Source organism: Adlercreutzia wanghongyangiae, from assembly GCF_035989245.1.
GTDB lineage: Bacteria > Actinomycetota > Coriobacteriia > Coriobacteriales > Eggerthellaceae > Adlercreutzia > Adlercreutzia wanghongyangiae.
This window is the reverse complement of record NZ_JAYMFF010000032.1, coordinates 1-13,012: the sequence shown is the minus strand read 5'-3', so window position 1 is coordinate 13,012 and position 13,012 is coordinate 1. Positions and strand designations below refer to the sequence as shown.

11 protein-coding genes and 1 pseudogene are annotated in these 13,012 nt (G+C 62.7%); 11 read left to right on the top strand and 1 reads right to left on the bottom strand.

Annotated features, from left to right (window positions below; all coding sequences use genetic code 11):
- Positions 1-114: pseudogene (locus VIN30_RS11410) on the top strand (carbamate kinase); the annotation flags it as partial.
- Positions 115-334: 220 nt separating this feature from the next.
- The gene (locus tag VIN30_RS11405) at positions 335-1,750 is read left to right on the top strand and encodes an ATP-binding protein (protein ID WP_338211627.1); all 1,416 of its coding nucleotides are present in this window, start codon (positions 335-337) and stop codon (positions 1,748-1,750) included.
- Between the two features lie 175 nt (positions 1,751-1,925).
- Here the strand turns inward: VIN30_RS11405 and VIN30_RS11400 are convergent, their stop codons facing one another.
- Positions 1,926-3,350 carry an aminopeptidase gene (locus VIN30_RS11400; RefSeq protein ID WP_338211626.1) on the bottom strand — a complete coding sequence of 475 codons (1,425 nt, stop codon included), beginning with the start codon at positions 3,348-3,350 and terminating at the stop codon, positions 1,926-1,928.
- A 280-nt stretch (positions 3,351-3,630) separates the two neighbouring features.
- On the opposite strand from VIN30_RS11400, the gene ngr reads away from it, so the two are divergent.
- The 9 genes from ngr (at position 3,631) to VIN30_RS11355 (ending at position 12,049) form a co-directional block, all read left to right on the top strand.
- Complete coding sequence (gene ngr / locus VIN30_RS11395; protein ID WP_338211625.1) at positions 3,631-4,239, top strand: nigerythrin; 609 nt, start codon at positions 3,631-3,633, stop codon at positions 4,237-4,239.
- A 295-nt stretch (positions 4,240-4,534) separates the two neighbouring features.
- The gene (locus VIN30_RS11390; protein ID WP_338211624.1) at positions 4,535-4,780 is read left to right on the top strand and encodes a hypothetical protein; all 246 of its coding nucleotides are present in this window, start codon (positions 4,535-4,537) and stop codon (positions 4,778-4,780) included.
- Positions 4,781-5,030: 250 nt separating this feature from the next.
- On the top strand, positions 5,031-5,612 hold the full coding sequence (locus VIN30_RS11385; RefSeq protein ID WP_338211623.1) for a ClpP family protease: 582 nt from the start codon (positions 5,031-5,033) through the stop codon (positions 5,610-5,612).
- 25 nt (positions 5,613-5,637) lie between these two features.
- Positions 5,638-7,254, top strand: coding sequence for a VirD4-like conjugal transfer protein, CD1115 family (locus VIN30_RS11380; RefSeq protein WP_338211622.1), 1,617 nt, complete (start codon positions 5,638-5,640; stop codon positions 7,252-7,254).
- 83 nt (positions 7,255-7,337) lie between these two features.
- Positions 7,338-8,408 (top strand): hypothetical protein, encoded by a 1,071-nt coding sequence (locus VIN30_RS11375; protein WP_338211621.1) that lies wholly within the window; start codon positions 7,338-7,340, stop codon positions 8,406-8,408.
- Position 8,409: 1 nt separating this feature from the next.
- Entirely contained in the window at positions 8,410-9,687 is a 1,278-nt protein-coding gene (locus VIN30_RS11370; RefSeq protein WP_338211620.1) for a hypothetical protein, read from the top strand.
- Between the two features lie 214 nt (positions 9,688-9,901).
- The gene (locus tag VIN30_RS11365) at positions 9,902-10,855 is read left to right on the top strand and encodes an AAA family ATPase (protein WP_326425428.1); all 954 of its coding nucleotides are present in this window, start codon (positions 9,902-9,904) and stop codon (positions 10,853-10,855) included.
- Positions 10,856-10,973: 118 nt separating this feature from the next.
- A complete protein-coding gene (locus VIN30_RS11360; RefSeq protein WP_326425426.1) occupies positions 10,974-11,303 on the top strand; it encodes a hypothetical protein in 330 nt (109 codons plus the stop codon).
- Positions 11,304-11,329: 26 nt separating this feature from the next.
- Complete coding sequence (locus VIN30_RS11355; protein WP_338211619.1) at positions 11,330-12,049, top strand: hypothetical protein; 720 nt, start codon at positions 11,330-11,332, stop codon at positions 12,047-12,049.
- Positions 12,050-13,012: the final 963 nt, after the last annotated feature.

Genomic DNA, 13,012 nt, shown 5'->3' with positions numbered 1-13,012 from the left:
GAGGCCTGCATCGAGTACGTGGAGGCCTTCCCGGAGGGCAAGGCGCTCATCACCTCGCTCGAGTGCGCGGCCGCTGGCCTGCGCGGCGAGACGGGCACCGTCATCACTGCCTAAGGAGTGATAGCGCGCGCTTCGCGATGCTCCCTCGCTCTTCTTACATGCAGAGGACCCTCGGAATTATCCGGGGGTCCTCCATTTTGCCGGCTCTTCTGTCGCGCTTCGTGTCCGTCAAGGGCCGCTTTTCGTGGACCGTTCTCATTGTGAGATGTTTCTTGAATTTGTTGTAATGAACTTAGTATAATTACGATACAACAAAATTGAGAAGGAGATTTCCATGCCCTTTGTTGGACGAGAACGCGAGATGGCAACTCTTGAGAGGCTCTATGCGACGGACAAATTCCAGATGCCGGTCATTTACGGTCGTCGTCGCGTGGGCAAGACGTCGCTCATTGCTCATTTCGTCGAAGGAAAGCCGGCAATCTTCTTCTCCGCGCGTGAATCGACTGAGCGGGAGAACTTGATAGCGCTCAGCGAGGCCATCGCTCGCTTCGAGTCCGGCGGCGCGCTGCGGGAGTCCGACAGGCCGGCGCCCGTTTTCGAGAGCTTCGATCGCGCCTTCGCGTACATTTTCGAGCTTGCGCGTAAACAGCGCCTCATCTTCGTTATTGACGAGTATCCCTATTTGGCGCAAAGCTATCGGGCCGCCTCTTCCTTGCTCCAGCACTGTATCGACGGGGAGCATGAGGAAAGCAGGCTGTTCCTCATCCTGTGCGGCTCGTCCATGAGCTTTATGGAGCACCAGGTCATGGGCTATAAGAGCCCTCTCTACGGGAGGCGAACGGCGCAGATCAAGGTCATGCCCTTCGATATTGTTCAGGCATCGCGGCTGCTTGAAGGCGTCGGACTCGAGGAAATCGTCTCCTGGTACGGAATTGCCGGCGGCATTCCCTTGTACCTCGAGCAATTCGACAGATCTTTGAGTTTGCAAGAGAATCTCGCGCACAATGTCTTGAGGCCCGACAGCTTCCTTTACGGCGAGCCGGACTCCTTCCTTCAACAGGAAGTGCGGGAGCCGGCGCGCTACAATGCCATCATTCGCGCCATCGCCAGCGGGGAGGGGCGGCTCTCGGATATCTCTAGCGTAGCGGGGATCGATAAAGCTACGATAACAGCCTACCTCAAAGGGCTGATGGAGCTCGGTGTTGTCTGTCAAGAGCAGCCCGTTGTTGACGCTAATCGGAAGAAAATGCGTTATGTGCTTTCCGATAACCTGTTCCGTTTCTGGTACCGCTTCGTGCCCCGTTATCTCACGCCGTTGCAGGCGGGGCGTTCCGAGGAAGTGGCCAGGCTTATCGCGGACGACCACCTCTCGACGTATCTTGGGCCGGTTTTCGAAGACGTCTGTCGACAGTGGCTCGTGAGCTCGATGGGTGAGGCGGGCATCCCCTTGATAAACGACATCGGGCGCTGGTGGGGAACGGACAATGAGAGGAAAGAGCGAGCCGAGCTCGACATTGTCGCGCTGTGCGACGACGGCTCTATGATCTGCGGGGAATGCAAGTGGCAAAACAAGCTCTCGGATGTCGATGTTCTCCGAACGCTGGAGCACCGAGCTGGGCTGATCGCGGATGGTAGGGAAGTGCGCCTCTTCCTCTTCTCGAAAAGCGGATTCACCGACCAATGCCGCGAAGCGGCAGCACAATCGGGCTGCACTCTGATTGCGCTCAGCGATATGGGGCTGAGCTCGTAGAATTTCTGGCGTGCGGACCGATCCCGCAGGGGGCGACTTCAGCCGCCCCGCAATTATGCTACACGTCCTGTTCGCGCTTGGGAGGACGGACTGAGGTTCGCCCCTACGGAGAAGAGCCGTCTGCTTTCCCTCCGACTGTCGAGCGAGAATCGACTCGCAAGTACGCCCGGCGTTCTTACGCGCGCAGAAAGGCCTCGTAGCCGCGGCGGGCCTCGTAGATGTCGGCCTTGCTGGTGACCTCCCAGGGGGAGTGCATGGAAAGCACCGGCACGCCCGAGTCGATGACGTCCATGCCGTACTTGGCCGGGATGTAGGCGATGGTTCCGCCGCCGCCCGCGTCCACGCGCCCCAGCTCGGCGGTTTGGAAGCTGACGTGCGCGTCGTCCATGATGCGGCGCAGCTGGGCCACGTACTCGGCCGAGGCGTCGTTGGAGCCGCTCTTGCCGCGGGCGCCGGTGTACTTGTTGAACACGAGGCCGCGGCCCAGATAGGCGGAGTTCTTTGCCTCGAAGACGCTCGCGTAGGCCGGATCGAAGCCGGCGGACACGTCCGAGGACAGCATGCGCGAGCGGGTGAGCGCCCGGCGCAGTGCGAGGGCCCCCTCCTCGCCAGCGAGCGCCATGATCTCGGCGATGGTGTTCTCGAAGAACATAGAGGCCATCCCCGAGGCGCCCACGCTGCCGATCTCCTCCTTGTCCACCAGCACGCACACGGCGGTGCGGGCCGGGATGTCGTCGCCCAAGGCCAGCTGGGCCGCCAGCGACGTGTAGGCGCACACGCGGTCGTCCTGGCCGTAACCGATGACCATGGAGCGGTCCAGTCCCAGGTCTCGGGCGCGGCCGGCCGGCACCGCTTCCAGCTCGGCGGAGAGGAAGTCCTCCTCGGTGATGCCGTACTTGTCGGCCAGAAGGGCCAGCACGTGGGCCTTCACCGGGTCCTTGGGGGCCTTGTCATCTTCGACTTCCTTGGAGTTGGGGGAGTCGGCGGTGCTCACGAGCGGCCGGTTGCCTACGAGCAGGTCCAAATCCTCGCCTTCCACCACCTTCGAGCCCTTCTTGTCCATTTGCTGGGCGCCCAAATGCGGCAGCAGGTCGGTCACGCAGAACACGGGGTCGCCCGCATCGTCGCCGACGTTCACCTCCACCACGGTGCCGTCGGTGGTCGCCACCACACCGTGCAGGGACAAGGGCAGCGCCGTCCACTGGTAGTTCTTGATGCCGCCGTAGTAGTGGGTGTCCAAAAGCGCGAAGTCGTTCGCCTCGTACAGCGGGTTTTGCTTGATGTCGAGCCGCGGCGAGTCGATGTGAGCCCCCAAGATGTTCATGCCCTCCGACAACGGCGCGGCTCCCACGTGCACGAGGATGACCGCCTTGCCCTGGGCGCAGGCCCACACCTTGGCGCCCGGTCCCACGGGCGTGCCGGCGGCGATGAGGTCGGCCAGCGAGTCGTAGCCGGCGTCCTCGGCCGCGGCGATGGCGGCGGTGGCGCACTCGCGCTCGGTCTTGTTCTCGGAGATGAAGTCGATGTAGTCGGCCGCCAGCGTCTCAAGCTCGTCCAGCGCCGCCTCGTCGTAGTTCTTCCAGGCCACGTCGCGTTCCACGAAAAGCCCCTTTCCCTGAAGGTTCCGAATGTTCTCGCCCAGTATGCTACGAAACCGCAACGGATGGGGCCGGATGCAGGGAAAAACCAGGGACGCTGGCCCATAATGGCCCCAGGCGAATGGCCGCCGTAAGGACGTGCGCGCAGCCTGGGCGAGGCGAAATAAGGGGTTTGTGAAGCCCCTGCGGTTCCGTCGCCTTTCGGGTGTTGCGCGCACTATACTGTCTTGCGGCAAACAATTCGACTGCCGAGCAAGAAGACGAGTTAGAAGGAGCGATTCCATGAATCTGCGTGACGTTATCCCCACCGCTGAGAACTCCAGCAACTTCAACGTGGTCCCCGAGTCCATCACCGAGGTGGGCACCACCCTCGATAACCTGAAGGCCGCCGTCTGCGGCGAGACCGGCGCGTCGGCCAAGTACGCCGCCTGCGCTGTGGCCGCCAAGGAGCAGGGCTTCGACCAGATCGCTCGCCTGTTCGAGGCCACCAGCGCCGCCGAGCAGATCCACATCGGCCTGGAGGCCGGCGTGATCTGCGAGATCGAGCCGGGCTACGAGCGTCCCGCCGCCCCCGAGGCCGAGGGCATCGCCACCGACCTGAACCTCATTGCCGGCGCCCTGGGCGAGATCTACGAGACCTCCGACATGTACCCGAGCTTCATCAAGGTCGCCCAGGAGGAGGGCAACAAGAAGGCCGAGATGGTGTTCACCCGCGCCAAGCTCGCCGAGGCCGTGCACGCCGAGCTGTACATGGACGCCTACAACAACATCGACGCTCCCACCGACGAGGCCTACTACCTGTGCCCCGTCTGCGGCTACATCCACAAGGGCGACGACTTCGAGAAGTGCCCCATCTGCTTCACCCCGGCCGACAAGTTCCGCAAGTTCTAATTCAGCAGCGGAAACTTCGCATTTCGAAAGCGGCCGTCCCTCGGGGCGGCCGCTTTTTGCATGGTTGCGGTCAGCCAACCGGCGGAATATGCACGAGATCGCGATTTATGAGCCTCTGTGCGAGACGCTTTTAAGAGAAATTAACGTAAAACATGCAAATGGGGGGCAAAAAGGCACTCTGAGACGCTAATAACTCGAGATCTTGTGCAAAAACAGGGTGGTTCGTTGACGGGAGGTGGCATTTTGCGTGTAGGATGGGATCGTTGAAAGTTGTGTGCGAAGGAGGTGAGAGGATATGTCGAAGAAGCGCAAGAAGACGGTGCCGGTGCACGTGCCGAAGCCGAAGGGCGAGGTAGTGTGGCGTCAGTCGTCCGAGGAGGCGACGCTGGCGGGAAAGCCGCGCTACAACGGATTCGCCTGTGGCCATGGCGCCCACGGCTCGGCGAAGTACAGCCGAGCCCGCGCCAAGCAGGCCTGGCAGCGACAGATGCGACAGGAAGGAGCCTCTCGGGGCTCCTTTCCTTTTTGTCCCGCGCGGTAGGGAGTGGCCTCATCGGCACTCCCAAGTGGCGGGTCTTCGCCATGCATCTTCCTACGTCTTCAGGGCGACCTAAAGGCCGCCCCTACGGATCTGCCCCCAACCCCCACGAATTTTGCCGCCCCCCTGTAGGGGCGGGCTTCAGCCCGCCCGCACCCGCCCGTAAATCTTACGATGCCTAATTTCCCCCATCCCATAATGCTCCCTGCAACGAACAGTGCGGGCGCGGCCCGCCGGGAAGACAGGAGCATCCATGGCAGTTACCCCTCTTATTCTGCGCGAGACCAGCAGCGGCATCAGCTCGTACCGCATCGAGGACGAGATGCTGCGCCAGCGCGAGATCCAATGCGTCGGCCCCATCGACGATAAAGCCGCCGACGCGCTGTGCCTGCAGCTGCGCTACCTGCAGCGGGAGGACCCCGATGCGGAAATCACGCTGTACATCAACAGCCCTGGCGGCGCGGTGCAAAGCGGCCTGGCGGTGTACGACGTGATGAAGGCCGTCAGCTGTCCCATCCGCACGGTGTGCCTGGGGCTGGCCGCCAGCATGGGGGCGCTGCTGTTCGTTGCCGGCAATCAGCGTGACATGCTGCCCCATTCCCAGGTGATGATCCACGATCCCCTTACCTTGGCCCAGCCGGGCGGCAGCGCCCTGGAGCTGAAGGCCCTCAGCGACAACCTCATGCGCATCCGCGACATCACGGGCCGCGTGATTGCCGAGCACACCGGCAAGACCCTGGAAGAAGTGCTGGAAGTGACGGCCCACGACACCTACTACGAGGCCGACGAGGCCGTGGCCTTCGGCCTGGCCGACCGCGTGATCACCGCTCTGTAGCCCCACCCGTTCAAAGGAGGAAACCATGACCGACTTCACGAGCAACCCCGACGATGGCATCAACCTCTTGGCCGATGTCGACAGCGGCACCGATTGCGGCGATGCCAGCGCCGCCGAGAAGACCATAAGCTGGGCAAGCGAAGTCACGCTCTACGACGACGATCCCGATGCTCATCCCTGGGATGGCGACGAAGACGACGGACTTGGCTTCGAGGGCATTTCCTGGTGCAACGACGCCGCCGATTGCGACGATGTCGCCTATGGGGGCAGCAACCTGGCCGAGTTGGAGGCGCTTCTGGCCTCAGTGGGCTTCCCGCCCCTTCAGCACCCCCGGCGCCCCGACGGCTCCGAGTCGTGGGCCGACGAGTCCTTCCGCATCCTGGGCGAGGGCGCGTGCGTGTCCAACGACACCCGCAAGACCGGCCTCAACAACAACGACCTCATCATCGGGCCCACCGGCGCCGGCAAAACTCGCAGCTACATCAAGCCCAACCTGCTGCAGAACGCGCTGCCGCCCGAGCAGAACGCCCCCGAGAGCTTCATCATCACCGACACCAAGGGCAATCTGCTGCGCGAGGTGGGCCCGGCGCTGAGCGCGGCCGGCTACGAGGTGATGTCCATCGACTTCGCCAACGTGGCGAACAGCACCGTGGGCTACAACCCGCTCGACTTCGTGCGCACCGACGCGTACACCGGCCAGCTGCACGAGCAGGACGTGCTGCGCATCGCCCACACGCTGTGCCCGGTGGAAAAAGAAAACGACCCGTTCTGGGATTACGCGGCCTGCACGCTGGTGGAGGCCATGATTGCCTACGCCGTGGAATGGATGCCCAAGTACCAGCACAACCTGGGCAATGTGTTCAACCGCGTGATCAGCGCCGACAGCAAGCAGATGGACGAGGCCCTGAAGCAGGTGAAGGCGGAAAACCCCGAGAGTTTGTTCGTGCGCAAGTTCTCCACCACCTTAAGCTGCGCGATGGCCGAAAAAATGCTCGCCAGCATCGTGGGCGTCGCGGCCCAGCATCTCAGCCCCTTGGCCTTCTCCGCCCTGGACCATCTGTACTGCAGCGATCAGCGCATCGACTTCAGGCGCCTGGCCACCGGTCGCTGCGCGCTGTTCCTCACCGTGAGCGACACCGACCGGTCCATGGACAAGCTGGTGAACCTGCTGTACGCCCAGGCCATGAACGAGCTGTGCCGCTATGCCGACGAGTTGTGCCCAAACAGCCGCCTGCCGATGCCGGTGCGCCTGTATCTGGACGACTTCGCCGCCAGCGCCGTCATTCCCGACTTCGACAACATCACGTCGGTCATCCGCTCGCGCGGCATCGCGGTGAGCATCGTGCTGCAGAGCCTCACGCAGCTGGAGGCCCTGTACGGCACGGCGCGGGCGCGCACCATCGTGAACAACTGCGCCCACATCCTGTACCTGGGCGGCCACGACCTGACCACGGCGAACTACATCGCCGCGCTGTCGAACTGCCTGCCCGACCGCATCCTGAAGATGCCGGTGGGAGCCGCCTTCCTGTACGAGGACGGCACGGGCGGCCGTCTGCTGCCGCGCTACCGGCTGGAAGACCACCCCGCCTATGCGCAGCTGCCCGAGGCGGCCGTCGGCGACTGGCAGGTGGAGGTGTTCTAGCTGTGGGGAAGGGGGTGGGGCGCTACAATACAAGCCAACTAAGGAAGCGCCCCTCTCGCGGGGCCTGATCGAAAGGTGCCCTCATGGCCCGCAACTCCCACCTCACCGTCGAGCAGCTGGCCCTGGTCGTGCGCCGCAAGCAGAAGCTGCGCGAGCGCATGGACGAGGTGGAAGCGCTGCTCACCGGCCGCGGAACGCCCTTAAGCCAGTTGGCCCCGCCCGCGCCGGCGGGTCGCCGCGCTCTGGTGCAGCAGCTGGTGCAGGCCGATGCCCTGAACGGGGCCATCGACGCACTGAAGGACGCCGGTCAGTTCAGCCATTACCGGGGAAGCGCCCTGGATGCCGTGCCCCCGGCCCCGCCCGGCGAGCACGACGCGCTGGTGGCGTCGTTTTTCGCCTGCGCGGTGCCCCTGGCGGGCGCCACGCCGTGGTACGCGGGCGCCATGGACGACATCGTGGCCCTGGGCCGCTCGGTGCAGCGCCATCGGGGCCGCGAGCGGCTGCTGCTTCTGGAAGAACTGTACGACGGCACCGACTATCTGGCTGAGGGCGTGCCCCGCCCCGACGACTTCTTTTCCATGATGGACGACGTGTACGGGGCGCTGACGGAGGCTCCGGTGTCGGAGATCATTCCCGACCACCTGCGCGCCTGGGCGGCGGCGCTGGACCCCGAGCTGTTCTCCGACGAGGCGCGCACGGCGCAGCTGTTCCCCGTATCTCCTGCCGAGCTGGATGCGGCCGTGGCCGCCGGCGCGGTGGACGCCGAGGTGGCCGAGCGCAACCGCGCGGCGGTGCAGGCGCACTGGGACGAGCTGGTCGACCGGGCCGCTCGCATGCAGCCCTGGGAAGCGGAGGCCCAACAGGCCGCCGCTCAGGAAGACGCGCTTCGGCACCAGCGCATCCGCGAGCGTTTGGACGCATGGCGCGCCGGTTTCACCGAGGCGGAAGAGCTGTGCGAGAACTACCGGGCCTTCCGCGAGGAGCTCTTCGAAGGGCCGGGCTGCCCCGCCGATTTCGCCGACCGGGTGGAACGTGCCGCGGAAACGGTGCTGGTGCAGCAGGGCAGAAGTCTGCTGGCGCGCAAGGCCACGGCCGACGAGGCGGTGCATCTGCTGGGGCGGGTGCGCGCCCGCCTGGCCGGGGGAGGGGAGTAGCATGGCCAGCTTGCGCGAGCGCGTGCTGGAATTCCTGCGCGACGACTACCGCGCCCACCGCGCCGACCCGCTGGGCTCGCAGTTGGGCGATTACAAGTATGAAGAACATGGCCAGGCGTTTCGCGTGCGCCTGAAGCAGCTGATGGCCGCTGGCGAGGCGTTGGAGGCCCAGCGATGGCTGGTGTTTCACGGCCACTTGCGGCCGCAGCCGCTCCTGGCCCCGAACGATCTGTGTCGCCTGGCCGAGGAGGCCCTGGCCCGCACTCCCGACGGCACGGCCGCGCGCCGGCGCGGCAACCTGTGCGAGCGCATTATGGAATGCGCCCTGGACGCCGCTGCGGGAGAGGCGGCCCTGGGCAGTACGCAGGAGCGCCAGACGCGCCGCGACCTGGCCGAGGCCGACTACGCCAAGCAGCGCACGCCCGCCTGGCCGTCGTTCTGCCTGGAAGGCGAGCAGTACGAGCGCCTTATCGCCTGCCTGGTGGGAGCCGAGGCCGAAGCCTGGCTGTACGATGCGGGCTACCCCGTTGCCGAAGCCGACCGCCGCGCCCGCCAAGCGGAAAAGGATGAGGCGTCTGCGATCGTAACCGCCGCCCCTAAACCGCGTCTGAAAGACGTCCCCCTGGCCTTGGTAGAACGCTACTACGCCACCGCCGCGGGCGGCCTGAAGGCCGCCCCTACAAGCCCCGTCGACACCCCCTCCGTAGGGGCGGGCTTTAGCCCGCCCGCACCCGGGACCGCGTCCCCCGCACCCCAACCCGCCCAGGACACCCTGCACGCCCAAATCGTCCAACTGTGGCACGCCCTCGCGGCCGAGCCCGCCGCCTACTCCGACGTGCTGGTGCCCCTGGCGCTGGATGACCGCACGGGCGCGGGCCTGTACCTTCTGGGCATCGACCTGTTGGAAGGCGAACACCCCCTGAACGTGTGGTGCAGCCCGTCCACTTGGGACAAGGTGCGTCGCCTCGGCCGACCGTCGTTCCTGCTGGGCATTGTGCGCCGCAGCGATCAGCCCGACCTGGAGCTGCTGCCCTTCCCGCTGGTGCGCGAGCGCCCCGGTGCCAGCGACACGCAGCTGAACAACATGAGCCTGGAGGTTCTGCCGCCCGAGCCCTCGTTGGCCCGCACCGTGGCCAACGCCCTCATCGCCTTCCGCGACGAATGCGCCACCGAGCCGCAATTCAACACCAGCCTGGCGTTTTACCGGGCTACGAACGTGTTCGCGCCCGCTGGCTGCCCCGAGCGCTTCCGTGCGCTGTTCGGCGAGGATGATTTCTAGACACTCTTCGGCTTCCGCGCTACAATCGGCAACGCCACATCGTAATAGCCTGCCCCTCTAGGGGCTTACCTCTGCATGCATGAGCAAGAGATGCTGGGGAGCGTCTCCGTTCAGAGCTTACTTGTGTATGCAGAGGCTTTGCGATGTGGCAATCGAGGTGGACGCTCTCCTCATTGAGGGCCTTCCACCTGCACCCACACGCAAGGAGGCCCGCATGACCCAACCCACCACCCGAGAAGACCTGCAAGCAAATCTGCACCACGCCTGCCAGATACTCAACGACTTCGTGAGCTTGCAGCAGCAAGACGCCGCTTTAAGAGCGGGCATCATCCATCAGATACCCGCGCTTCCTCCAGCACAGCAGAAAAAGAAGGAATGGAGGGGCGCGGGGAGGTTTCTCTTGTGCCTTCTTATCGGTTTTGCGGCCATTATTGTCTGCGTGAACCCGATGCTGACCCAGGCTTTCCAGTTCGCGGGGTGGGGAAACGATGCGGTGCGCTTGATAGGCGGCATCATTGTGATGGTCGTAACGCTTGCCGGCCCTTTCGTTATTGCGTTTGTCATTAAGAAGACGGTGAATCAATCGATTCAGAGGGACAACGAGCGGATTGATGCGGCCACCGCCGCCCAGGAGGCCGAGTTCGCGCGTCAGATGGACAACGCCGTTCGTCACAATCAGCATACGGTCGAGCGGCTGAATGACCTGGCTCAGCAAATGGAGATGGTGAGCCTGGCGTGGCGTGCCGAAGTGGAGCCCTGGTATCCGCCCAGCTATGTTTCGGTGGACGCGGCGTCGTTTTTCGCGAAAGCGGTGGACAACCAGCGGGCCGATACTCTTAAGGAAGCGATAAATCTGTACGAGGAGTACCTGCATCGCAACCACATGGAGGCTGAGGCGGCTCGTCAGACGCAGCTTGCCGCCCAGTTGGAGCAGACGGTCGACGCTCGTTTGGCGGAAAATAACCGGCTGCAAAAGCTGCAGGTTGTTGCCGGCTTCGCCAATGTGGCGGCGAACTCGGTTACAGCCGCCAACAGCGGCCATGTGGCCAACAACACGGCCTCTATCGCGAACAACATGGGACAGGTTGCTAGCAGCATGGGCCAAGTCGCCAAGAATACCGGCGATATCGCCGACAAGGTGAATCCGCACCGCAATTCCCTCTTCTAGCAGTACGCATACCGCCCGTAAATCTTACGGGCGGTATGTTCTGTCCGTCTAAGATACGGTTCGTTCCCAGCGCTTACGTTGCGGGGAGCAAAGGGTAGTGAGAGGAAGGAGATGGCTAATGGAATTCGTTCTCAAAGAGGACTTCACACTGCTCCCTGACACCATCGAGCACATCTATCAATATGGACCCTGGGACGTTGATGTATCGCACATGTCGCCGATAACGACGATAGAGGTCAAACGAAATGACGACCCATTGCAGCTTTTGGCATTTCGTGGCATCCGCAACAGCATCGACAATGATGGCTTCACATGGACTTGCGAGCCGGGCATCTTCATGGCCATGCGCATTCCGCAGGATTTTGATGTGCTTGCAAACACAGCACTGGAGGCCAAAACGGTCCTCCCAGAAGTGGAAGCCTTCGTCCTCGCACTTATAGCATCTTAAAACTCGGAAGAGAGAAGGAGTTAACCATGAAGAACGCAAAGAACACCGTAATCGCCGTGGCCATGGTCGCGGCCCTGGCCGCTGCTGGCGTTACCGCCGGCTGCGCTTCCCAGAACTATGTGCCTGACCTCGACACTCCCGGTCTCGTGACCGCTACTGCTAACGATGCCGTGAAGGCCGCAGGCGAGAAGGCCGAGGCCGACCGCCAGGCTGCCTACGCCGCAGAGCAGGCCGCTCGCGCCAGCGAGAATGCCCGCAAGGCCATCGAGGCCAAGGAGGCGGCCCTCGACGAGGCCGCGCTCGACGGCGGGGAGATCGTCGATGACGCGAACGCGCCCGAGGGCACCGTCGCCGTGAGGACCGCCTCGGGCGAGACCCGCTACGTGGCCTCCGACAAGGCCCAGGCCTCCGTGGATTCCGGCAAAACCGCCCCGAAGAAGTCCGAATCGGCTTCCAATGGCGGCTCTGGCTCGTCTAATAAGGGCGGCAACAGCTCGTCCAGCAATTCCGGCAGCTCCAGCTCCGGCTCTTCCAACAGCGGCTCCAATGGCGGCGGTTCGGCTTCTGAACCTGCACCTGCCCCTGAGCCCGCTCCTGCTCCCGAGCCTGAGCCCAGCCACGACAGCGAGATGAACGCTGGTGCAACCGCACTTGCCGATTGCCTTGACTGCGGCTGGCACGGACACAGCACTGGCGGCTCTTGCCCCTCATGTGGTGGATGGAATGTAGCCGAATACTGGGCATAAAACTTATTCACTATCTATCCACTAATTGTAAATAACCTAACGAAAACCCCGCTTCGGCGGGGTTTCTTTTTCGCCCCAATGCGTTCGAGAATGAACGCACCATTGCAAAACTGAGTTCAAAACCAACAACAGGAGGATGCCACTATGAAGAACGTAAGAACACCACCCCGAGGGCGCTCCCTGTCGTGGCTCTCTTATAAATATAGATCGTAGATCCATATTGTAAGAAGAGAGCCACGACAGGGAGCGCCCCGGGGTATTTTCTCTTTCTACACCTTTCCTTAGCCCTTAAAACGCAGGGCAACGGTTTCGCTGCTGGATCTTCTAACTTGTGATCTCTAGAGGATGGTTTGGCGCGATGCATGCCCGCGAGATCAGAGTCCGATAATGTCCTCGTAATTCTGCATCGTAGAGAATGCAATCATATTGCGATATCGAGGATGCCCGCTTCGTACTGCTTTTTTGTATTGAGCGATATAAGAAAGAAAACCTCGGTAGATGTCGTGCTCCTTGCCGCGCAAGGCATCGAACTCGTTGTCCCTGATTCGGGGCGTACGGCGGGTGTCGATGAATTCATCGCTCTCGATAACAACTGCTTTTGAATAATCAATACCGCAGTGGCTTTCCTTGCTTGTCCAAAAAGCGTACTCTGTTCACGCAGCCCCTCCTTATAGTGAGAGCGCCCTCACAGGGAGGGCGCTCTTCTCAGTGGGCTTTCTTTTGTTTTCGTTGGTCGCGCCCTACGACCAAAATCTTCCTCGTGAGCTTTCTTTATATTCCGTTGCTCGCGCTCTACGAGCAAATCTTCAGCTAGCAATTGTAAGCCCTTATCTCGAAAAAGTCAACGCGATTGCGAGGGTTCCGCAGGTGTGCTTCGAGGCAATGAGGGCCGTTGAATTTTAAGTTCATCCGTACACCACCTTCTTTTCTCAAGACTCAGCTGGACACGTTCGGCTGAGTTCG

What these genes read in the sequence shown, in the direction of transcription:
- VIN30_RS11405 (WP_338211627.1), top strand. Translation starts at nt 335, where the DNA reads ATGCCCTTTGTTGGACGAGAACGCGAGATGGCAACTCTTGAGAGGCTC.
- ngr (WP_338211625.1), top strand. Translation starts at nt 3,631, where the DNA reads ATGAATCTGCGTGACGTTATCCCCACCGCTGAGAACTCCAGCAACTTC.
- VIN30_RS11390 (WP_338211624.1), top strand. Translation starts at nt 4,535, where the DNA reads ATGTCGAAGAAGCGCAAGAAGACGGTGCCGGTGCACGTGCCGAAGCCG.
- VIN30_RS11385 (WP_338211623.1), top strand. Translation starts at nt 5,031, where the DNA reads ATGGCAGTTACCCCTCTTATTCTGCGCGAGACCAGCAGCGGCATCAGC.
- VIN30_RS11380 (WP_338211622.1), top strand. Translation starts at nt 5,638, where the DNA reads ATGACCGACTTCACGAGCAACCCCGACGATGGCATCAACCTCTTGGCC.
- VIN30_RS11375 (WP_338211621.1), top strand. Translation starts at nt 7,338, where the DNA reads ATGGCCCGCAACTCCCACCTCACCGTCGAGCAGCTGGCCCTGGTCGTG.
- VIN30_RS11370 (WP_338211620.1), top strand. Translation starts at nt 8,410, where the DNA reads ATGGCCAGCTTGCGCGAGCGCGTGCTGGAATTCCTGCGCGACGACTAC.
- VIN30_RS11365 (WP_326425428.1), top strand. Translation starts at nt 9,902, where the DNA reads ATGACCCAACCCACCACCCGAGAAGACCTGCAAGCAAATCTGCACCAC.
- VIN30_RS11360 (WP_326425426.1), top strand. Translation starts at nt 10,974, where the DNA reads ATGGAATTCGTTCTCAAAGAGGACTTCACACTGCTCCCTGACACCATC.
- VIN30_RS11355 (WP_338211619.1), top strand. Translation starts at nt 11,330, where the DNA reads ATGAAGAACGCAAAGAACACCGTAATCGCCGTGGCCATGGTCGCGGCC.